The sequence below is a fragment of the Rhodococcus sp. IEGM 1341 genome, from assembly GCF_030056895.1.
Lineage (GTDB): Bacteria > Actinomycetota > Actinomycetes > Mycobacteriales > Mycobacteriaceae > Rhodococcoides.
Genome location: NZ_JASHKV010000016.1, coordinates 1 through 21,543, shown reverse-complemented (window position 1 = coordinate 21,543; position 21,543 = coordinate 1). Strand labels below are relative to the sequence as shown.

The window sequence follows — 21,543 nt, the reverse complement described above, 5'->3', positions numbered from 1 at the left end:
TCCCCACCACACCGAAACGATCCGGCCACATCGCCTACCCCAACCCACCCGACAACCGCGACCCCGAAACAGAACCCACAGCCGAAGACACTGCCGAGCCGCCGTTCTAGACGGTGCGTTCGCTCAGACAGAACCCTGGGGCTTCGGCGCGGGCGTTCGAACCAATGTCAGACGCGAGGTACGACGCAACTCGAATCCAATGGAGAGATAGAGCTCGATGGCGCGCACGTTCGCGTCCGACGCATGCAGGAACGGCTCCTCGCCGCGGGCGCGAATACCGTGGCCGACCGCTCGAACCAGGTCGGTGGCCAACCCCTGCCCACGGAACGCCGGGTCGGTACAGACGGCACTGATCTCCGTCCACCCCGGTGGATGCATGCGCTCGCCTGCCATCGCGATCAGCGCGCCATCGCGTCGAACACCGAGGTACGTGCCGAGTTCGATGGTGCGGGGCAGGAACGGCCCGGGCTCGGTGCGGCCCACCAGATCGAGCATCTCCGGGACGTCCGCTGCTGTCAGCTCCACCGCCTCGGCGAAGGGCCGCGTCTCGAGGTGCGTGCCGACGAGCTGCACCAGACCGAAGGTCTCCAGGTGCGACCACCCCTCGGGCAGTGCGCGTTCCGGGCCGTTCAGCCCGACGACGGTTCGTCGGCCGAACAGCGCAGCGATGTCGTCCCAGTCCTTGGGCTCGAGGACGTCGGGGTGCACCAGAAACGGAGACACCGCAGGATCGGCGCGCATGATCCGTCCGCGCCGGACCGCGAACCGCGAAAGTGGGCCCTCGAGGGAATTGCGAACGGGGTCGTCGAGAGGATGAGCAGACACGACAGACAGCGTCGCACGATCCAGCTCACGGCTATGCGTGCCGTCGGGCTCGTCACCAATACTTATACCGGTATCGTTGTTCGGCACACGGCGAAAGGCTCCACATGATCGAAATTCTTCCCCCCACCAAGATCCCCCTCGCGCGCGAATCCGGCGCTCTGGTGGCCGGAATTCTCCGGACCGTCCGCGAACGCGCCACAGTCGGCACCAACCTGCTCGAGATCGATCAGTGGACCAAGGACATCATCGAAGGAGCCGGGGCGACGTCCTGCTACGTCGACTATGCGCCGTCCTTCGGCCGCGGTCCGTTCGGTCACTACATCTGCACTTCCGTCAACGATGCTGTGCTGCACGGCCTTCCACACGACTATGCGCTGGCCGACGGCGATCTGCTGACGCTGGACCTGGCCGTGATCCTCGGCGGCGTCGCGGCGGATTCGGCCATGAGTTTCGTCGTGGGTGAGAACAAGCCCGCCAGGGCTCTCTCGATGATCGACGCCACCGAACGTGCGTTGGCTGCAGGAATCGAAGCAGCTGGACCGGGCAACAAGATCGGCGATATCTCCCACGCCATCGGCACGGTGCTCAGCGCTGCCGGTTACCCGATCAACATGCAGTTCGGCGGTCACGGCATCGGCTCGACGATGCACCAGGATCCCCACGTCTCCAACTCCGGACGGCCCGGCCGCGGTTACCGCCTACGGCCCGGCTTGATGTTGGCACTCGAGCCGTGGGTCATGGAGGACACCGCCGAACTCGTCACCGACCCCGACGGCTGGACCCTACGAAGCACGACGGGCTGCCTCACCGCGCACAGCGAGCACACCGTGATCATCACCGACGACGGTGCAGAGATCATGACGTTGCCGAAATCCTGAGTCGACGGCCACGGGGTCAACCGTTGCGATCACGGTGAGTGGATCCCTGGCGGAACTGCCGATAGCCGACGAGCCTGTGTCTGTGAGCGAGAACTGTCGCCGCTCCCGCTGACCATCCGTCCAGCATCCGCAGCACCCTTGCCACAGGAGCTATCCATCATGAGCACCGGAGCGACCGTCGTCGTCCGCATCTCCGATTCCGGCACGGCGTCCCTGCAGGGACTGACTCGCCCACAACTGCATGCACTCGCCGATGCCCTCCGCAGCGCCGCCAAGAGCTACGCCCCGCACGCGAAGATCCTGACGCGCTTCGATGTACGCGTGAGCGATCTCAACGCTCCCCTGGTGATCGATCTGCCTGCCCGCGATGTGATCCTCGGCGGCAGGAGCGTTCGGCTCTCCCCCACCGAGTTCGAGATATTCGCCTACCTGGCGCGGCACCCTCGGGTCGTGGTCGGACGATCCGAACTCGGCACCTCCGACGGCGGACGCAGTGTCGACGTCCACCTCTCCCGAGTGCGCACCAAACTCGGTCAGTTCGGTCGACTGATCACCACGGTCCGGGGAACCGGCTATCGCTTCGACCCGGAACCGGGAATACGCGTCATCACCCAACCGACCACTCTGCGCAGCGCCTGAGAGTTATTGCGACAGAGCAGCAGCTCTGCGGCGACGCTTCCGCCGGACCACCACGAACACCAGCAAGGCAAACAGAACCACGGCAATGAGGGCCCCGAGTGCCGTGGCACCACGGAAGCCAGGCGCGCTGGTGTCGAGGGTGCGTTCGCCGGCATGAGCGGCGTTGCTGGTTCCGAGAACGATCGTGAGCGTCAACAGGTTCGGGATGGCCGTGACGACGGCCAGGATGACCGAGCCGATCGCCAATTGCTTGCCCGCCCTGCCCTTCCGAACCGACCAGGCGCTCCAGAAGAACACCAGCGGCGCGAACGTGCAGACGATGCCGAACAGCAGGCCCCACAGAATGCCCTTGGTGAACGTGCGGTCGGCCAGGGTCTCCACCCGCAGACTCCACCAGCGCGGAAGGAACGCTGCCAGGATGAAGTAGGCGATCAACAGCAGGACGATGCCGGCTCCGACGAGAATGCCCCGCCTCTTCCAGTTCGCCGAGCTGGTCGACGGTGCGGGCGTAGTCGGATCGGCAGTCATGCCGACAATCGTAGAGCCTGCACAGCAGTGCCCCGGTCGTGTCGAGACCCGATCGTTAACTGAAAAGGTCCGCGAAGACGAAAACTAGGTCCGGCGGGCCGAGATTTCGACCAGCGGGCTCTTGCCGGATTCGCGTCCCTCGGAAGCAGTGCGATACGGCCACAAAGCTCGTGCCAGTAGACCGACCGACAGTCCGATCCACATCCATGCCAAATCGCGTTGTAGGAACGCGAGTGCTGAACCGACAAGCCTGAGCACGGAGCCGATCCCAATCGAGCTGCACCGTGTTGAGCGCATCGGCCGCCGAACGAGAATCCTCGACCTCGAAGACGGACGAGACTTCCGAGCGAACTGCCGCAGGACCGCCTGAGCGCCGCCAATATCGGCCGGGCCGACAACCCCGCGATGCCTGACGACTCGAGCGGCCGAGACCTCACACCCCTTATGCCGACCGATCACCCCTGGTCTGACCCGAGTTCGACTGATCGGTCGGGAGAAAGGGTGTGAAGTTACCCGAACAATCAGGGAATCAGGACGAACTTCCCGCGAGGGTGTGCCGTCTGCAGTTCGGCGTGCGCCCTGGCGACGTCATCGAGTGGGAAGGTCTTGGCAACCGTCACCTCGAACACCCCCGCACCGGCCTGCTCCAGCAGCACCGGCGACGCGAGGCGTCGACGCTCCATGCTCGCCGGCCCACCGACGGTCGAAAACCCGTCTGCCGAGGCCCGCCCGAAGGCTGCCGTCGTCACCAATCTTGCTCGATCCGTGAGCAATTCGAGAGACACGTCGATGGCCTCGTCGGTGCCCACCGTGTCGATGGCTGCGTCGATGCCGTTCGGTGCGGCTACCCGGACCCGGTCGATCAGTCCGTCGCCGTACTCGACCGGCTCGACCCCGAAGGCACGCAGCGCTTCGTGATTCTGAGCGCGAGCAGTCCCGATGACCTTTGCACCGCGTTCCAGAGCGAGCTGAGCCACCACGGACCCGACGCCGCCCGAAGCCCCGTGCACGAGCACCGTGTCGCCGCTCTTCACGCCGACGGATTCCAGTGCGTCGTAGGCTGTTCCGGCAACGGCCAGCACCCCGGCGGCGACGTCCCAATCCAGATTCGCCGGCTTCGGGAACACGAAGCGCGCGGGCGCGACAATCTTCTCGGTGTACGTGCCGTTCACGCCGGAGACGATCACCTCGTCGCCGACGGCTATCGAACCGCCCGGGCCCTCGACAGCGCCGCCGACTGCCACCACGATTCCCGACGCCTCACTGCCCAGGGCGATCGGGAGCTTCGATTCGTCGGTACCGAACGCACCGCTGTAGCTCTTGAAGTCGAAGGGATTGACTCCGATCGCCTTCAGCTCGACCAGAACCTCACCCTCGGAGGGTTCGGGTAACTCTCGATCGACGATCTCGACGACTTCCGGACCACCGTAGGACGCTGCAACTGCTGCTTTTGTCATGCAAAGTACAACGACCGACACGGTAGAGAATGTTCCGGTCAGACCCTCATTGTCCGACGACTCAGACGGCCACCGACAGCTGGTTTCGTTCGCCCCGCTCCAGGACCGAACCTGCGCGATGAAGAACGACACTCGGCTCCGTCAGGTTCGCGCGCTCGACCCAATAGTCGATTGTTTCCCGGCCTGCCTCGAACTGCGCGAGCATCTCCAGACACAGCCATGACACGACCGAGAAGTCCGGCTCCACTCCGTCGAGCCCTGTCAGTGCCACTTCTTCTGCCACCGAGAGCAGCGCACGATCGGTCTCGGAACAACTCCGATCGAGCCATGCCGCAGCACGACGAAGAAGTGCCCAATCCGACTGGGGCACAGCTTCGGTCGCCGACTGCCTACACAATTCTGCCGTCGCGGCAAGCACATCCACAACCGGACTCGACACCGCACCGTCCAATTCGACGAGCAAGCCTCGCTCCGAATCGATCATGTCTGCCATGTAGTGCCAGCGGACGGGAATTGCCGCGCCTTCGGGCCACAATTCCGTCATCCCGAACTGAAGTCGGGCGATCAGTTCCCTCGGTGAACTGCACGAAGCGGCGAAGCGAAAAGCGTCGTTCATGTCGATCATCCCCACTGGGTCAACACTCAGCCAACGGACACCGGCTCGGAATCGAGCTCGGGAGGTGCTGCAATGCAGTGGCGTCTGTCGCCGAACAAGCAACGCTGCTGTGGTCGTTACGTCTGCCTTGCCCGTTATTGAACGCCGTGACCAGCGCACGCGCGACTCGGCGTTACCGGAAATCGACAACGTCACAATTTTCCCGACCAACCGCCGAGCCGAACGCGCGAGTGGAGCCTGCGCAATGGGCAAGTAGGTAAAATACGGAGGTGAGCGAAATCGAGAAGCCTCAGCAGTGGACGTACCTGATGGACATGGACGGGGTTCTGGTTCACGAGGATCATCTGATTCCCGGGGCCGACACGTTCCTCGCCGAACTGCAGGCCAACGAGATTCCGTTCATCGTGTTGACGAACAATTCGATTCGCACCCCTCGTGACCTGCGCGCACGTCTCGCCTTCACCGGTCTGGACATTCCGGAGAAGTCGATCTGGACCTCCGCTCTCGCGACCGCGACGTTCCTCGGCAATCAGCGACCCGGCGGCAGCGCCTACGTCGTCGGCGAGTCGGGTCTGACGACGGCCCTGCACGACATCGGCTACACCCTCACCGACTCGAGCCCCGACTACGTGGTACTCGGCGAGACTCGGACCTACTCGTTCGAGGCCATCACCACCGCCATCCGTCTCGTTGAGAAGGGTTCGCGATTCATCGCCACCAACCCCGACGCCACCGGACCGTCCCGTGAGGGCTCGCTGCCTGCGACCGGTTCGGTTGCCGCGCTGATCACCAAGGCCACCGGCAAGGAGCCGTACTACGTGGGCAAGCCCAACGCGTTGATGATGCGTTCGGCGCTGCGTGCGATCGGTGGCCATTCCGAGAACACGCTGATGATCGGCGACCGGATGGACACCGACGTACTCTCGGGCCTCGAAGCCGGACTGCAGACCATCCTGGTCCTCACCGGCATCTCGACGGTCCAATCTGTCGAGCAGTATCCGTACCGACCGACCAAGGTCCTCGATTCCGTCGCAGACCTGGTGGGCCGCACGCAGAACCCGTTCTGATGACACTCGAATTCGTTCTCTCCCGGCAGGATCACCACGTCGTCGGGCGGGGTGTCCGGCACGCTTTTCCCGATATCGCCGACGCGGTGGCCGCGGTGCGAGACGGCCGAAACGTCGTCGGCGCAATCCCTTTCGACATGTCCGACGCCACCGCGCTGATCGAGCCGGAGGAGTTCTACCGACTCGACGGGCCGTGGGCAACGGTCGATGCTCTCCCGCCTTTGCCGACCGTGACCGTTGCGCGGCAGATTCCCGATCCGAGTGTTCACGTGCAGCGAGTCCGGGATGTCGTCGAGCAATTGAAAGCCGGTGTGGCCGAGAAGATCGTGCTGGCGCGGGCCATCGAGGTGTCCGCGGATTCGCCGATCGACCCTGTCTCGGTGCTGAGCGCGTTGGTCTCCCGGGATCCGATGGGCCACGGCTTTCTGGCGGACCTGTCGCCCGCAGGCAGAACCGGCACACACATCGTCGGTGCCAGCCCGGAACTGTTGGTTCGCAAGCGCGGCAACATCGTCACCTGCCATCCGTTCGCGGGAACAGCAGCACGGTCGACCGACCCCGACGAGGAAGCGCGCATCTCCGCGGCGTTGGCGGCGAGTGCGAAGGATCAGGCCGAGCATCGCTTCGTCGTCGACGAGATCCGGGCCGCATTGACACCGTTCTGCGAGACGCTGGAGGTGCCCGACTCCCCCCAGCTCAGCAGCACTCCGCAGCTGTGGCACCTGTCGACGCCCATCGTCGGGACGCTGGCCGATCCCGCGACCTCGGCACTCGACCTGGCGCTTGCGCTGCACCCCACCGCCGCCGTCGCCGGGGTGCCCCGAGCTGCGGCGATGGACACCATCGACAGCGTCGAGGGATCCCGCGGCTTCTACGCCGGGGCCGTCGGATGGACCGATGGCAGCGGCGACGGCGAGTGGATGGTCACCATTCGCTGCATCGAACTTTCGGCCGACAGCCTGACCGGAACGGCCACCGCCGGCGGGGGCATCGTCGCGGATTCGGATCCCGACGCCGAACTCGACGAAACCACAGCGAAATTCAGAACCGTGCTGAGCGTCTTCGACCGCTGATTCGATCCGGTCCGCACAACATCTACGCCTCGCGCAGAAATCCACGCCCGCCGAACGGGGTGTGGATCTGCACGCGGGGCGTGGATTCGTCCGCTGCGCCGACTACTTCAGGGCCTGGTCCAGATCTCCGATCAGATCCTCGGTGTCCTCGAGGCCGATGGAAATGCGTACGACGCCATCTGTGATCCCCACTGCCGCACGACCTTCCGGACCCATCGCGCGGTGCGTGGTGGTCGCCGGGTGGGTGATGAGCGACTTCGAGTCACCCAGGTTGTTCGAGATGTCGACGATGCGCAGTGCGTCGAGCACCTCGAAGGCACGCTTCTTGGCCTCGCCCTCGGGAGCATCGAGCTCGAACGTGACCACGGTACCGCCGCCCGACATCTGCGACTTCGCCAGCTCGTACTGCGGATGCGATTGCAGGAACGGATATTTCACCCAGCGCACCGCAGGGTGAGCTTCGAGGAACTCGGCGATCTGCAGCGCGGAGTTCACCGAATGCCGCACTCGCACCGGCATCGTCTCCAATCCCTTGAGCAGGGTCCACGCGTTGAACGGGCTCAGCGCCGGACCGGTGTGCCGCATCAGGGTCTGCACCGGACCGTCGATGTACTCCTTCGATCCGAGGATCGCACCGCCCAGCACCCGCCCCTGACCGTCGATGTGCTTGGTACCGGAGTACACCACCACGTCGGCACCGAGTTCGAGGCTGCGCTGCAACAGCGGCGTCGCGAACACGTTGTCCAGCACCACAGTTGCACCGGCCGCATGAGCCATCTCGGAGACGCGTCGAACATCGACCAACGACTGCATCGGGTTGGACGGAGTCTCGAAGAACACCGCCGTCGTCGGCACCGACAGCGCCTGCTCCCACTGCTCGAGGTCCTCGCCGTCGACGAAGACGGTCTCGACGCCCCAGCGCGGCAGGATTTCGTTGCAGACGACGAAGCACGAGCCGAAAAGGCTACGCGCAGCAACCAATCGGTCACCGGCCTTCAACAGGGCACCGAGGGCCGTGAACACCGCCGACATTCCGCTCGAGGTACCGAAGCACGCCTCGGCACCCTCGATCAGGCGCAGTCGCTCCTCGAACATCTTGACCGTCGGGTTGCCGTAGCGCGAGTACACGAAATGATCGATGTCTCCGGTGAACGCCTGTTCGGCGGCTCCGGCACTTTCGTACACGAAACCCGAAGAGAGATACAGAGCTTCGGCGTTCTCGTCGAACCCGGATCGCATCAGGCCGCCGCGAACTCCCAGCGTTGCCTGACCCACACCCTCGGGTAACGGCTTGTCGAAACCGCCGCCTTTCGGATTCCCGCTCACGACTGCCTCCAAGGCAACCCGACCGCACGCCACCCCGTGGCTCCGCGGTGTCCGTCGGCGTCGGTGGCACCTTCGAAACCGTCGAGCACGTTGTAGGACGGGCCGATTCCCGCAGCGGTCGCGGCTTCGGCGGCACCGATGGATCGCTGACCGGAGCGGCACAGGAACACCACCGGCCGATCGCCGTCCACGCCTGCGGCTTTCAGGTCGTCGACGAAGTTGGCGTTGCGGGCACCGTCGGGAAAGCTGACCCACTCGATCAGGTGCGTCGGGCGGTCGATGCCGGAGGTGTCCGGGACACCGACGTACTGCCACTCGGCGCGCGTCCGAACATCCACGAGCACTGCTTCGGGGTTGCTCTGCAACAACTCCCAGGCAGCTTCCGGGGTTATGTCACCTGCGTAGGTCACTTGATCAGCCTTCCGTCACTCGCTGTTTCGACATCACACACGTACCGGTCAGACATTGCACACCAGCCACTTGTCGTCCACACGGACGAAATTCCACACGTCGTCGGTCTGCACTCCGGATTTCTCTTCCTTCAGCGGGACCGTGACCATTCCGCGGTCGCCGTTGACCTGGTACTCGGTCGGCACACCGTCGATGGACGTCTCGCCGTTGCGCTCGACCTCGCCTGCCCGATCGGTTCGGTACTGCACGTCGTCACCCGGAATCAGGCGCTCGACCTGATCGAAGCATGTGTTCTGACGCAGCAGCTCCGCGTTACCGGTGTTCTGCGCTTCGAGGAACCCGTCGAGGCTGTCGGTGAGCAACTGGGCCTGCGTCACGTTGTCCTCCGCGGGAGCGAACTTCGAGGCCGCTAAGATGCCGACGAGCAAGGCGACGACGATGCCCACGGCGATGATGAACGGCCACGCGTTGGGCGGACGCTGCTCACCGGACTCGGCAGCCGCCTCGGATGCGTTGTTGCGCGCTTCCTCACGACTGTCGACCCACTGCTGCCTACGTTCACTCCACGACGCCATGAAGCCAATCTTCCTCGATCCGACGGGTCCGCGTTCAGCTGGGGCCTCTCAGTGAGAGGGGCCGACGGGGATGTCTCCACGCAACGTGATGCGGTGCATCTTGCGGTGCTCGGTGCCGTAGTCGCGGTTGGCGTAGTGCGAGGTGCTGCGGTTGTCCCACAGCACCAGGTCGCCCAGCCGCCAGCGGTGCCGCACGATGTGCTCGGGTTTGGTCAGGTGCGCGTAGAGCAGATCCAGGATCCCGCGACTCTCGGCCTCCGACACACCCACGATGTGGGAGGTGAAACCCGGATTGACGAACAACCCCTTGCGGCCGGTTTCCGGATGGACCCGCACGACGGGATGTTCGACGGGGACCAGCGCGGTGACTTCCTTGCCGTCCCACACGTTGCCCTTTCCGCCGCGCTTCTGCGCGAGGTAGTAGCCGAATTCACGGTTGCCGTCGTGAATTGCCGTGAGCCCGTCGATCATTCGACGCACGGGTGCGGACAGCGATTCGTAGGCGAGCTGGCTGTCGGCCCAGTTGGTGTCGCCGCCGTGCGGTGGCAGGACAACGGGCCGCAGGATCGAACCCATCGGCGGACGTTCCATGAACGTGACGTCGGTGTGCCAGACGTCGGCGAATCCGTTGTCCTGACTGTCGAGCGCGTAGACCTCGGGGGCGACGTGGCCGCTGTCGTGCACCGGGTGGCCAGCCGTCAGGTCGCCGAGCCTGCGACCGAATTCGACGTGTGCAGCGTCGTCGAGCGTTTGCCCGCGCAGCACCAGAACCTTGTGCTCGACGAGGGCTCGGCGCACGGCGTGAATCTGCGCATCGGACGCCGCGGCGACGTCGAGGCCGATGACCTCGGCACCGAACGACGGGCCGAGCTTGTCGAAAGTGAGCGTGACGGGCTGTTCCAGAGTGGTCATGTGTCCTCGAATCTGTGCACGGCCGGCGCTGATCTTCGGCAACGCTGCCGCGAAAGGGAGGGAACCCGACCTGCTGAATACCTACAGAAGGAGGGGACGGGCGTCGGGTCTTGTCACCGACAACACATGTTGGTGCAGGTACGACAGAAGTCGACGGTGAACCGTCGGACCAGGTATGTCGTCTCCACAGAGCAATTCCTACCGGAAACCGGGAAATCCGGCAAGTTGCCCACTGCCCCAGCTCAGGTTGTCCTTAATTTATGCTGGGGTGTCCGCACTTCCCTCGAAGAAGGTAGCTCGCTGCACATGACTGATCAGACTCGTCCACTCCGCGTCGCCATCGTCGGTGCCGGACCGGCAGGCATCTACGCCGCCGACGCGCTCATGAAGTCCGACCACAATGTCAGCGGACCGGGCGTCAGCATCGACCTCTTCGAGCGCATGCCCGCGCCGTTCGGGCTCATCCGCTACGGCGTGGCCCCCGACCACCCACGCATCAAGGGCATCATCACCGCCCTGCACAAGGTGCTCGACAAGCCCCAGGTCCGCCTGCTCGGCAACATCGACTACGGCACCGACATCACCCTCGACGACCTGCGCCGCTTCTACGACGCCGTCATCTTCTCCACCGGAGCCAACGCCGACCGCGCACTCAACATCCCCGGCATCGACCTCGACGGCAGCTACGGCGCCGCCGACTTCGTCTCCTGGTACGACGGCCACCCCGACGTGCCCCGCACCTGGCCCCTCGACGCCGAGAAAGTCGCCGTCCTCGGCGTCGGCAACGTCGCCCTCGACGTCGCACGCGTCCTCGCCAAAACCGGCGACGAACTGCTCCCCACCGAAATCCCCGCCAACGTCTACGAAGGCCTCAAAGCCAACAAGGCCATCGAAGTACACGTCTTCGGCCGTCGCGGACCGGCACAGGCCAAATTCACCCCACTCGAACTCCGCGAACTCGACCACTCCCCCAACATCGAGGTCATCGTCGCCCCCGAGGACATCGACTACGACGAAGGCTCCGAACAAGCCCGCCGCAGCTCCAAGCAAATCGACATGGTCGCCAACACCCTGCAGGACTGGGCCATCCGCGACGTCGGCAAACGCCCACACAAACTGTTCCTGCACTTCTTCGAATCCCCCCACGAAGTCCTCGGAGACAACGGCAAAGTCGTCGGCCTCCGCACCGAACGCACCGAACTCGACGGCACCGGCAACGTCACAGGCACCGGCAAATACAACGACTGGGACGTCCAAGCCGTCTACCGCGCCGTCGGCTACCTCAGCCAGAACATCAGCCAACTCCCCTTCGACGAGCAAGCAGGCACCATCCCCAACGAAGCCGGACGCGTCGTCGAATCACCGCACTCCACCACACCCGTCCCCGCCACCTACGTCACCGGCTGGATCAAACGCGGACCCGTCGGCCTCATCGGTCACACCAAGGGCGACGCCAACGAAACCGTCGCGAACCTGCTCGAGGATGCGCCGAACTTCGTCGGTGCGGCCGAGCCGGATCTGGACGCGGTCACCTCGTTCCTCGAAGGCAAGCAGGTCCCCTTCACCACCTGGGACGGCTGGTACCGCCTCGACGCCCACGAACGCTCCCTCGGCGAACCCGAAGGCCGCGAACGAGTCAAGGTCGTCGAGCGTGAGGACATGCTGAAGGCATCCGAGCCCGACAAGGCCTAGAGCGGCTGCGCCGCATGTGAGCGGAACTTCGACCCCTGCTACGAAGTTCCACTCACATGCGCGGAGCGCTCTACACCCGCACTGCCAGTAGCTTTCCTTCGGTCTCGATCTTGCGCTGATGCTCGTTGAAATCCGGTGCAGCGCAGACGAACAGCGTGCGGCCGTCGGATCCGCCGAGTCCACAAGCGAAGACCCCGAGATCGAAATCGAGCTGCTGAAGAATCTCCCCGCCCGGTGCCACGTGCAGCACTCGCTGCCCCAGCGCGTCGGCGATCCACATGGTGCCGTCGGTGTCGATGCAGCAACCGTCGGCCGCCACCTTCACCTCGCCCATGGCCGTGGCCATGTCCGTCGACGACGGCAGCTCACCGAATTTCGCCCAGTCGCGCCGCTCCCCCAGCGACCCGTCCTCGGCGATGTCGAAGGCACTGACCCGGTTGCCGACCGTCTCGTCGACGAGCAGTTCGCCCGACGCCGTGAAGGCCATCCCGTTGGGGAAATACAGATCCGACGCCACCACGTGCGCGGAACCGTCCGGGTCGACGCGAATCAGATCAGCCGTCTCGACGGGCGCGAAGTTCATCAGATCGAACCCGAAATTACCGATGTACGCGCGGCCCTGCGCGTCGACGAGCATGTCGTTGAGGTTCGCCTTCACGTACGTCGACAGATCGGCGTGCACGGTCAGCGAGCCGTCGTGCTCACGCAGTAGCAACTTGTAGTCGCGCATCGACACGATCAGCAGCCGCCCGTCGGGCAACCATCCCAGGCCCGACGGCTGATTGGGTACTTCGGCTTCGACTCGTACGTCGGAGCCGTCCTCGAGGGCGGACACGACGCGATGGGAGTAGAAGTCCGATACCCAGATCCTCCCCTCGTGCCAGCGTGGACATTCGAAATAGGTGTATCCGTCGAGAACGACAGTGGTCTCCGGTTTCATGTTTCGAATTCAAACACCGCGAACGGTGGCCGCGACGCCGAATGGGTGAGCTGGCATGCTGGGGGCCGTGTTCGACGCCCACCTACACATCATCGACCCGAAGTTTCCGCTCATCGAGAACCACGGTTTCCTGCCCGATCCGTACACCGTCTCGAACTACCTCTACGACGTCGACGGGCTCGGTATCACCGGCGGCGCAGTGGTCACGGGGTCGTTCCAGGGCACCGATCAGAGTTTCCTGCTCGCTGCGTTGGACACTCTGGGACGCGGCTGGGTCGGCGTCACGCAGATCGATCCGGAATGTTCCGACGAGGACATCGTCGCACTGAACGACGCGGGCGTGCGGGGAATGCGGTTCAACCTCAAACGCGGCGAGACGGATCTGCAGATGCTTACCGTTCAGGCGCGTCGTGTCCACGATCTGGTGGGGTGGCACGCCGAACTGTACGTCGATGCGTCCCTGCTGCTCTCGCTCGAACCCGTCCTCGCGAAACTGCCGGCGGTGAGCATCGATCACTTGGGACTCTCGACACAGGGTCTGCCGTATCTTCTCGACCTCGTCGACCGCGGAGTACGCGTCAAGGCAACGGGATTCGGCCGGGTCGATCTCGATATCGCCGACACCCTGCAGCAGATTCACCGGGTCAATCCCGCCGCGTTGATGTTCGGCACCGATCTCCCGGGCACCCGCGCCCCACGCCCGTTCTCGGCGAACGACATCGACATCATTTCTCACGCCGTCGGCGGCGATCTCCCGGCGGTGCTCGACGGCAACGCCCGGGCTTGGTATCGCGTCCCCTGACCTAGATGAGTAGCGCTCCGCCGAGCCACACCGCCGAGGCGAGCAGGGCACCGAACAGTTCCACCAGAATGGACAGACCAGCGGCCTTGGTGGCGTGCACGGTGGATCTCCATGCCTCGGAATGGTTTCGATGCCTGGGCACTTCCGCCACGTAGACGCCGGCGATGAAGCCGATGAACAGGCCTAGGACGGGGATGACGAAGAATCCGACGATGCCGAGCAGCCCGCCGATCATCAGCGATCGCGTCGGCACACCCGCCTCCCGCATGCGCCGCCCGGGCCAGGTGTATTTCACGACGCCGCTGATCACCAGCAGCACCGTCGCGATCGCGAAGACCGTCCACGCTGCGGCTCCGCCGGTGACCCACGCCCACACTGCGACGGCCCCGAAGATCAGGATGGTGCCCGGCAGAATCGGGACGACGATACCGACGAGGCCGACCAGAATCACCAGGCCGACTAGGACTTCTCCGAGCGCACTCATGAGCTCAGTGTGCCCTGTGTCCGGTCAGACGACGGGACGAACCTTGCCCGCTGCCTCGCGTGCCCGGCTCCGTGCAGTGTCGATATCCGACGCCGTCGACACCGCCACTCCCATCCGACGCCGGACGAAGCTCGTCGGCTTGCCGAACAGACGAAGATCGGTCTCGGGGACAGACAGCGCATCGGCGACGCCGTCGAAGTGAATGCCGTCCGCGTCGACGCCGCCGTAGATGACCGCCGACGCACCGGGGGAGAGCAGCGTCGTGTCGATCGGCAGACCCAGAACGGCCCTGGCATGCAGCTCGAACTCCGAGAACCGTTGCGTGCGCAGGGTCACCAGGCCCGTATCGTGCGGCCGCGGACTGACCTCGGAGAAGTAGACGTTGTCGCCCTGCACGAACAGTTCGACGCCGAACAACCCGCGTCCGCCCAGGGCCGTCGTGATCCGCTCGGCAACATCGCGCGCACCGGCCAGGGCAGCGTCGGACATCGGTTGGGGTTGCCAGGATTCGATGTAGTCGCCGGATTCCTGCAGGTGCCCGATCGGCTCACAGAACGAGGTTCCGTTCGCCGCTCGGACGGTGAGAAGCGTTATCTCGTAATCGAAATCGACGAATCCCTCGACGATGACGCGACCGAGGTCGACGCGGCCGCCCGTCAGCGCGTACTCCCACGCCGCCTCGACATCGGCCTCGCTGCGAACAACGGACTGCCCCTTGCCCGACGAGGACATGACGGGCTTGATGACGGCGGGAAAGCCGATGGTGGACAGCGCTTCTCGCACGTCTTCCAGTGAATCCGCGAACGCATAGGGGGACGTCGGCAGCCCGAGCTCCTCGGCTGCGAGACGCCTGATGCCCTCACGGTTCATGGTCAGCTGAGTCGCGCGAGCCGTCGGGATCACGACCGTCCGGCCCCGCACTTCCACCTCGGCCAGGGCATCGGTGGCGATGGCCTCGATCTCCGGCACCACGAAGTCCGGCTGCTGCGAATCGATCAGGGCCAGTAGTTCTTCGGGGTTGCTCATGTCGATCGTGAACGCGTGATGGGCAACCTGGTGACCGGGGGCGTTGTCGTAGCGATCGACGGCAATCACCTCGACGCCGAGGCGCTGGAACGCGATGATCACCTCTTTGCCCAGCTCACCCGAGCCGAGCAACATCACCCGGGTGGCCCCGGGAGTGAGCGGAGTACCGATGCGGACGGGATCTGGGGCAGTCACAGCCCTATTATCCACACCCCGATCAGTTGGACGACCTAGTACAAGTTAGTCTCCATTCACATTCGCAGCTGACGAGTCGGAACGAGGCAACAACGTGTCGAACACTGGTGGACCGCTGACAGGGCTCCGAGTCGTCGAACTCGCGGGCATCGGGCCCGGCCCGCACGCCGCGCTGCTGCTGGCCGACCTCGGCGCAGACGTCGTACGCGTCCAACGCGCAGGCCAGGTGTCCCCACACGACCATCAGCTGCGCAGCCGCACCATCGTCGAGGCGAACCTCAAGGACCCCGCCGACATCGAGAAGGTCCTCGGCCTGATCGAGCGCGCCGACGTGCTGATCGAAGGGTTCCGCCCCGGCGTCACCGAACGCCTCGGCCTAGGACCCGACGACGCCCTGGCCCGCAACCCGCGTCTGGTCTACGGCCGGATGACCGGCTGGGGCCAGGAAGGTCCCTGGTCGCAGACCGCCGGCCACGACATCAACTACATCTCCGTCACCGGTGTGCTCAACGCGATCGGCCGTGCGGGCGAGCGGCCCGTGCCGCCACTGAACATGGTCGGAGACTTCGGCGGCGGCTCGATGTTCCTCGTCTTCGGCATCATGGCGGCGCTCTACGAGCGCCAGAGCTCCGGGCAGGGCCAGGTGGTCGACGCAGCGATGGTCGACGGCACCGCCGCGCTCTCGCACATGATCTGGTCGTGGCGTGGCGTCGGAGCCTGGAGCGACGACCGTGGCACCAACCTGCTCGACACCGGCGCGCCCTTCTACGACACCTACGAGACCTCCGACGGCCAGTACATGGCAGTCGGCTCGCTCGAGCCACAGTTCTACGCTCAGTTGCTCACCGGATTGGGCCTCGCCGATGCGGACCTGCCGCCGCAGATGGACAAGTCCCGCTGGCCCGAGCTGCGCGAGAAGTTCACCGAGACGTTCCTGTCCAAGACCCGCGACGAGTGGGCCGCGATCTTCGACGGCACCGACGCCTGCGTGTCACCGGTCCTCACCTTCGCCGAGGCACCGAATCACCCACACATGAAGGATCGCGACTCGCTCATCGACGTCGGTGGCGTCACCCAGCACCGTCCGGCACCGCGGTTCTCCCGCACCGAAAACGGAGTCCCGACGCCACCGCCCTCCACCGCAACCGACATCGGCTCGGTCTGGAGCTGATTGCGCGTCGAACTCGAAGTTGTGGACGGATTTCGGCTGATTTCCGTCCGTAACTTCGAGTTCGCGGTCAGAAGACCAGCGCCGGTTGTTCCGATTCGACGCTCGGGGCCAGTGCTCGATACGCCGCCGCCGTCGCCATCACCGCGGCCCGAAGCTCTTGCGGCTCACGGGTGTACGGCAGCCTGAGGTAGCGCTCGAAGGCACCCTCGACGCCGAACCTCGGTCCCGCGGCCAGCACTGCGCCGAAGGCGGGAGCGGTGGCGGCGAGCGCACTCGACACCGGTGCGGGTAGCTGCAACCACAGCGACATGCCGCCCTCGGAGCGGCGGTAGCGCCAGTCCGGAAGATGTTCGGCCAGAGCGTCTTCGAGCACCTCACGACGCTCACGTAGCTGCGACCGACGGAGCTCGAGCGCCGGTTCCGCGTCCTGCAGCAGGAACGAGGACGCCAACTGATCCATGATCGACGTGCCGAGGTCGTGTGCTGCCCGCGAGCCCGCCAGCTGCGAGACGAGCGACGGATGCGCCCTGATCCATCCGATGCGCAGGCCACCCCAGAACGACTTCGATGCCGACCCGATCGTGACGATATCGGACCCCGAGACCCGCCCGAACGACGCGACCGGTGGGGGTGGTGGGGCGTCGAGCCACAGATCCACCATGGTCTCGTCGACGATGAGCGTCATGCGCGTGTCACGGGTGATGCGGGCGAGCTCCGCTCGACCCTCGGCACCCAGCACCTGGCCGGTAGGGTTGTGGAAGTCCGGAATCAGATACGCCACCTTGGCGGCAGTTTGCCGTGCGGCACTGCGGATCCCGTCGAGATCCCAGTCGCCGTCGGCCGGACGCACCGGCACCGGCACGGGACGGGCACCGACTCGCCTGATGGCTTCGAGCGCGTTGGGATAGGTCGGATGGTCGATCAGCACTCGATCACCGGGCGAGGTCAACGTGCCCAGCAACAGCCGGACCGCCTGCTGCGCACCGGACGTCACCATGATCTGATCAGCAGTCGTCGGCAGGCCACGCTCGACGAAGCGTTGCGCGATGGCCTCCCGCAGTACCGCCAGACCGATGGGCTCCATGCCGTGCGTCGGCAGATACGTCGGAAGTGCCTGTAGCGCAGACTCGTACGCCGCGGTCATGGTGCCGTCCGCCGCCGCCATGGCCGCGTGGGACATGTCCACCACCGGACCTGACGGTGTCGTCGACTGGATCAACAATCCGTTGGGAGTGGGCGCAGCGGGCAGCGCGACGGTACTGCGCGATCCCTGCCTGCTGATCAGATACCCCTCGTCGCGCAGGACCGAGTACGAGGACGTGATGGTGGTACGACTGAGATCGAGAGCCGCCGACAGATCACGCTCACTGGGCAGACCGACACCGAGCGGAATGCGACCGTCGTGAATGAGTAGTCGAACGCCGTCGGCCAACGCCCGATACGTCGGACGCGACGCCTTGCGCCTCCCGGATCCGTCCGAGGACGCGTCGCCGCGCCAGCTGCCGAGATCGCGGGCCAGTGACGCTGCATTGAGGACTCTCGAAGCCATGCCCACCAGTATTCGCCCACTGGTCTTCGACTTTCAAGTCCATTGAGCTTTTCACTGGACTGCCACCTGAGGTCAGGTGAATACTGGACCGATGCCGAGCAGCACGCTCTTCGACACCACCATCGGCCGTTGCGGCATCGCCTGGACCGATGACTGACGGCGCTCATCGAAATTCCCCACTGACGCTCACTGAAATTCCCCACCCGTGTGGCACCGCCAACGAGGGCGGGTCTCCCCGGATGCTGATGGTCTCTGACCACACACCAGCTACCCGAAGGAGACCCGCTCCTCATGCTTACACGGGAGGAAGACGTGGAAATACACGCCCTGCATCAACGAGGCTGGAAGATCGCCGACATCGCGAGGCATACCGGCCGCGACCGCAAGACCATCCGGTCCTACCTCAACGGGACCACCACCCCCGGAGTGCGTAAACGCAGCATCCCGGACCCGTTCGAGGTGTTTCTCGCCTACGTCATCGCACGCCTGTCCGAGGACCCGCACCTGTGGGTCCGCACCCTCTGCGACGAGCTCGAAGACCTCGGCTATGCGATGTCGTATCAGACGCTGCACCGCAAGATCCGCGAGCTCAAACTCCGTCCGATTTGCAAAGCCTGCCTCACCGCGACCGAGCGACCCAACGCAGTGATCGATCACCCTCCTGGTGAAGAGACTCAATGGGATTGGGTCGATCTACCCAACCCGCCCGCTTCCTGGGGGTGGGGTTCGATGGCGCATCTGTTCGTCGGAACGTTGGCGTGCTCGGGCAAATGGCGCGGTGTCCTCGCGCCGAACATGACCCAACCGCATGTCGTCGACGGACTCGACCGCATCTGCCGGGGCCTCGGCGGAGTCAGCCGAGTCTGGCGGTTCGATCGGATGGCGACAGTCTGCCACCCCGACTCCGGTCGCATCACGGCCAGCTTCGCGGGCGTCGCCAAGTATTACGGTGTCTCCGTTGCCATCTGCCCACCCCGCCGCGGCAACCGCAAAGGTGCGGTAGAGAAGTCCAATCACACTGCAGCCCAACGGTGGTGGCGCACAGTCGCCGACGATCTGACCGTCGAGCAAGCCCAATCAAGCCTCGACCGGTTCTGCAGTCTGCGCAGTGACACCCGGCTGCGGCCCACGAAAGACGGGAAGGCGTCGGTGGCGACGATCGCCACCACCGAGGGGTTGCATCCGATGCCCGCGGCTGCATATCCGGCGATCCTGACCACCGACCGGGCCGTCTCGCGCCAAGCGCTGGTCTCCTATCGCGGCAACCGCTACTCGGTCCCACCCGAACTTGCCTGTGCCGCTGTGACAGTGACGCACGTTCTGGGCTCCGATGTCATCGACATCGTCACCACATCCGGCATCACCATCGCCCGACATCGTCTCGCTGCCGATGGCACCGGGGCGATGGTCCGCGATCACGGACATGTCTACGCCCTCGAACAAGCAGCGATGGCGGGTGCGAACACCGGCCGTCCGCACCGCCGCAAAGAACGGATCCCACCCGGACCCGACGCTCTCGCTGCCGCCGAGAAGCTCCGAACCTCGGCCGAATCAACACTGTCCTCCAGAGATGGACGGCGCGAAAGCGGGAGTCACGCAGCCGAATCCACTGACACAGGCGCGGTTATCTACGACCTGTCGATCTACGAACGGGCCGCACACGGGAGGAACACCCTCTGATGGCCGACAAGAAGACAGGCGACCGGATGCCGGCACCGAACACGACCGAAGCGGCGAGTCTCTATCAACGTCTGCGCGGGCATCTCGCGGTCCTCAAACTCCACGATGCCGCCGAAGCGTTGCCCTCGGTCCTCGACCAAGCAGCAGCCGAGAACCTGTCGATGACCGCAGCGTTGGATCGGTTGCTGTCGATCGAAGTCGAGGCCACCGAGGCACGCCGGTTGACCGGACGACTGCGGTTCGCGTGTTTGCCAACTCCGGCGTCGCTCGAGGACTTCGACTACGACGCCGCCGCGGGTGTCGATCGCAAGCTCATCGACGAGCTCGCGACCTGCCGATACCTCGAGACGGCGACGAATGTGCTGCTCATCGGCCCACCCGGAGTCGGGAAGACACATCTGTCGGTCGGACTCGCGAGAGCTGCTGCGCACGCGGGGTATCGAACGTATTTCACCACCGCAGCCGACCTCGCTGCCCGCTGCCATCGAGCTGCATTGGAAGGGCGGTGGGCGACAACTATGCGTTTCTACGCCGGCCCGACGCTGCTGGTGATCGACGAACTCGGCTACCTTCCACTGCCCGGTGAGGCAGCGTCAGCGCTGTTTCAGGTTGTCTCACAACGGTATATGAAAACATCGATCGTCATGACGACCAACCGCGGCGTCGGATCGTGGGGTGAAGTGCTCGGTGACAACACCGTCGCAGCAGCCATGCTCGACCGGCTCCTGCATCGCTCCGTCGTACTCAACCTCGACGGCGATTCCTACCGGCTACGGGACCACAACGCCAGATCGGAGAAGCTCCGCAAAGCCACCACCGGAACCCGCCAACCACTACAGTGAAGACCGCTCACGAGTGGGGAATTTCGGTGAGCGCGGTTGGGGAATTTCGCTGAGCCTCGTCATGACGGCGTGGTCGCAGTCGCCCTGCCCGAACCATCGGACGAGGCGATGACGGACTACCTCGCCGGCTTCGATGCAGTGGAACGACCGGTCGACGCTCTCGCGGCCGACGCGATCGAGAGGATCGTCGCCCTGCTCGATGGACGTGCTGTCGACATGAGCCCCGTTCCGCTGGTCCTGGACGTCTCACGGTTCGACGCCGCGGTGTACACCGTATGCAGTGGGATTCCCCGCGGCGCGACACTCACGTACGGCGACATCGCCCGCCGACTCGGCCAACCCGGCGCAGCCCAGGCCGTAGGCGGTGCGCTGGGACGCAATCCTGTACCAATTATCGTCCCGTGCCATCGGGTACTCGGTGCCGGTACGGAAGTCGGCGGCTTTTCGGCACCGGGTGGTACGAATACCAAACAAAAGATACTCGGTATCGAGGGTGTACCGGGATTCGACGAGCCGAGGTTGTTCTGACCCAATTCCGGCTGAGCTACCGGCGCGTCGCTGCAATTACAGGTACTGCCTGCCACCCCGGCGTCAGTATTGGCACCCATACTCCATCCACTGTCGACGCAGCGACACCGGCTGATGTCAGTGCGGAGCCCAACGCACCGATCGAAGTTCCGTCATCACAAGTCAACTCGACAGTTCCCGAGTAGTCCGCGTCCACGGGTGCGCGGCAGACGACACCACCCTTCAGTGTCAGTGCCTCCACGTTTCCGCCAGCCGGCCCAGTGAACACCGTCGGGAGTGTCAGATTAACGGTGGATCCGACCTTGGCGTCGGTTAGTTTCCGTTCGG

General features: G+C 64.9%; 22 protein-coding genes. 10 read left to right on the top strand and 12 right to left on the bottom strand.

What is annotated here, in order from left to right; all coding sequences use genetic code 11:
• Positions 1-123: 123 nt before the first annotated feature.
• Complete coding sequence (locus QM615_RS22130) at positions 124-825, bottom strand: GNAT family N-acetyltransferase (RefSeq protein WP_269596502.1); 702 nt, start codon at positions 823-825, stop codon at positions 124-126.
• A gap of 104 nt (positions 826-929) precedes the next feature.
• Here QM615_RS22130 and map point away from each other — a divergent pair, with 104 nt between their 5' ends.
• Together map and QM615_RS22120 are read left to right on the top strand one after the other, a co-directional pair.
• Positions 930-1,703 carry a type I methionyl aminopeptidase gene (gene map, locus QM615_RS22125; protein WP_269596501.1) on the top strand — a complete coding sequence of 258 codons (774 nt, stop codon included), beginning with the start codon at positions 930-932 and terminating at the stop codon, positions 1,701-1,703.
• 159 nt (positions 1,704-1,862) lie between these two features.
• Entirely contained in the window at positions 1,863-2,342 is a 480-nt protein-coding gene (locus QM615_RS22120; protein WP_269596500.1) for a winged helix-turn-helix domain-containing protein, read from the top strand.
• Positions 2,343-2,345: 3 nt separating this feature from the next.
• Here QM615_RS22120 and QM615_RS22115 read toward each other — a convergent pair whose 3' ends face one another.
• The 3 genes from QM615_RS22115 to QM615_RS22105 all read right to left on the bottom strand — a co-directional run bounded on the left by QM615_RS22115 (position 2,346) and on the right by QM615_RS22105 (position 4,943).
• The gene (locus tag QM615_RS22115) at positions 2,346-2,870 is read right to left on the bottom strand and encodes a permease (RefSeq protein ID WP_068054006.1); all 525 of its coding nucleotides are present in this window, start codon (positions 2,868-2,870) and stop codon (positions 2,346-2,348) included.
• Between the two features lie 521 nt (positions 2,871-3,391).
• The gene (locus QM615_RS22110; RefSeq protein WP_269596499.1) at positions 3,392-4,327 is read right to left on the bottom strand and encodes an NADP-dependent oxidoreductase; all 936 of its coding nucleotides are present in this window, start codon (positions 4,325-4,327) and stop codon (positions 3,392-3,394) included.
• Between the two features lie 61 nt (positions 4,328-4,388).
• Positions 4,389-4,943 carry a hypothetical protein gene (locus QM615_RS22105; RefSeq protein ID WP_269596498.1) on the bottom strand — a complete coding sequence of 185 codons (555 nt, stop codon included), beginning with the start codon at positions 4,941-4,943 and terminating at the stop codon, positions 4,389-4,391.
• A 308-nt stretch (positions 4,944-5,251) separates the two neighbouring features.
• Here QM615_RS22105 and QM615_RS22100 point away from each other — a divergent pair, with 308 nt between their 5' ends.
• Together QM615_RS22100 and QM615_RS22095 are read left to right on the top strand one after the other, a co-directional pair.
• A complete protein-coding gene (locus tag QM615_RS22100; RefSeq protein WP_068053998.1) occupies positions 5,252-6,010 on the top strand; it encodes an HAD-IIA family hydrolase in 759 nt (252 codons plus the stop codon).
• On the top strand, positions 6,010-7,083 hold the full coding sequence (locus QM615_RS22095) for an isochorismate synthase (protein WP_269596497.1): 1,074 nt from the start codon (positions 6,010-6,012) through the stop codon (positions 7,081-7,083). Before QM615_RS22100 ends, QM615_RS22095 begins: the two co-directional genes overlap by 1 nt.
• A 102-nt stretch (positions 7,084-7,185) precedes the next feature.
• Here QM615_RS22095 and QM615_RS22090 read toward each other — a convergent pair whose 3' ends face one another.
• Genes QM615_RS22090 through QM615_RS22075 form a run of 4 tightly spaced genes read right to left on the bottom strand, consistent with a single transcriptional unit; the run spans position 7,186 to position 10,307 of the window.
• Entirely contained in the window at positions 7,186-8,409 is a 1,224-nt protein-coding gene (locus tag QM615_RS22090) for an O-succinylhomoserine sulfhydrylase (protein ID WP_269596496.1), read from the bottom strand.
• Positions 8,406-8,819 carry a rhodanese-like domain-containing protein gene (locus tag QM615_RS22085; protein WP_068053994.1) on the bottom strand — a complete coding sequence of 138 codons (414 nt, stop codon included), beginning with the start codon at positions 8,817-8,819 and terminating at the stop codon, positions 8,406-8,408. The genes QM615_RS22090 and QM615_RS22085 overlap by 4 nt, the downstream gene beginning before the upstream one ends.
• A 48-nt stretch (positions 8,820-8,867) precedes the next feature.
• The gene (locus QM615_RS22080) at positions 8,868-9,395 is read right to left on the bottom strand and encodes an Rv0361 family membrane protein (protein WP_269596495.1); all 528 of its coding nucleotides are present in this window, start codon (positions 9,393-9,395) and stop codon (positions 8,868-8,870) included.
• A gap of 48 nt (positions 9,396-9,443) precedes the next feature.
• The gene (locus QM615_RS22075) at positions 9,444-10,307 is read right to left on the bottom strand and encodes a TauD/TfdA dioxygenase family protein (RefSeq protein WP_149406529.1); all 864 of its coding nucleotides are present in this window, start codon (positions 10,305-10,307) and stop codon (positions 9,444-9,446) included.
• A gap of 306 nt (positions 10,308-10,613) precedes the next feature.
• Between QM615_RS22075 and QM615_RS22070 the strand changes: the two genes are divergently transcribed.
• A complete protein-coding gene (locus QM615_RS22070) occupies positions 10,614-11,999 on the top strand; it encodes an FAD-dependent oxidoreductase (RefSeq protein ID WP_269596494.1) in 1,386 nt (461 codons plus the stop codon).
• Between the two features lie 70 nt (positions 12,000-12,069).
• On the opposite strand, the gene QM615_RS22065 is transcribed toward QM615_RS22070, so the two are convergent.
• Positions 12,070-12,939 (bottom strand): SMP-30/gluconolactonase/LRE family protein, encoded by an 870-nt coding sequence (locus QM615_RS22065; RefSeq protein WP_269596493.1) that lies wholly within the window; start codon positions 12,937-12,939, stop codon positions 12,070-12,072.
• A gap of 55 nt (positions 12,940-12,994) precedes the next feature.
• Between QM615_RS22065 and QM615_RS22060 the strand changes: the two genes are divergently transcribed.
• On the top strand, positions 12,995-13,741 hold the full coding sequence (locus tag QM615_RS22060) for an amidohydrolase family protein (protein ID WP_269596492.1): 747 nt from the start codon (positions 12,995-12,997) through the stop codon (positions 13,739-13,741).
• A gap of 1 nt (position 13,742) precedes the next feature.
• On the opposite strand, the gene QM615_RS22055 is transcribed toward QM615_RS22060, so the two are convergent.
• A complete protein-coding gene (locus QM615_RS22055) occupies positions 13,743-14,225 on the bottom strand; it encodes a DUF456 domain-containing protein (RefSeq protein ID WP_269596491.1) in 483 nt (160 codons plus the stop codon).
• 24 nt (positions 14,226-14,249) lie between these two features.
• On the bottom strand, positions 14,250-15,446 hold the full coding sequence (gene purT, locus QM615_RS22050) for a formate-dependent phosphoribosylglycinamide formyltransferase (RefSeq protein WP_269596490.1): 1,197 nt from the start codon (positions 15,444-15,446) through the stop codon (positions 14,250-14,252).
• Between the two features lie 94 nt (positions 15,447-15,540).
• Here purT and QM615_RS22045 point away from each other — a divergent pair, with 94 nt between their 5' ends.
• Positions 15,541-16,617, top strand: coding sequence for a CaiB/BaiF CoA transferase family protein (locus tag QM615_RS22045; protein ID WP_269596489.1), 1,077 nt, complete (start codon positions 15,541-15,543; stop codon positions 16,615-16,617).
• 67 nt (positions 16,618-16,684) lie between these two features.
• Here the strand turns inward: QM615_RS22045 and yczR are convergent, their stop codons facing one another.
• Entirely contained in the window at positions 16,685-18,166 is a 1,482-nt protein-coding gene (gene yczR, locus QM615_RS22040; RefSeq protein WP_269596488.1) for a MocR-like transcription factor YczR, read from the bottom strand.
• Positions 18,167-18,457: 291 nt separating this feature from the next.
• Between yczR and QM615_RS22035 the strand changes: the two genes are divergently transcribed.
• From QM615_RS22035 to QM615_RS22025, 3 genes are all read left to right on the top strand, one after another.
• Positions 18,458-19,846: a Mu transposase domain-containing protein gene (locus tag QM615_RS22035; RefSeq protein ID WP_283347929.1), complete on the top strand. Its 1,389-nt coding sequence runs from the start codon at positions 18,458-18,460 to the stop codon at positions 19,844-19,846.
• The gene (gene istB, locus QM615_RS22030) at positions 19,846-20,688 is read left to right on the top strand and encodes an IS21-like element helper ATPase IstB (protein WP_269596906.1); all 843 of its coding nucleotides are present in this window, start codon (positions 19,846-19,848) and stop codon (positions 20,686-20,688) included. Before QM615_RS22035 ends, istB begins: the two co-directional genes overlap by 1 nt.
• 69 nt (positions 20,689-20,757) lie before the next feature.
• Entirely contained in the window at positions 20,758-21,216 is a 459-nt protein-coding gene (locus QM615_RS22025; RefSeq protein ID WP_269596908.1) for a methylated-DNA--[protein]-cysteine S-methyltransferase, read from the top strand.
• Positions 21,217-21,543: the final 327 nt, after the last annotated feature.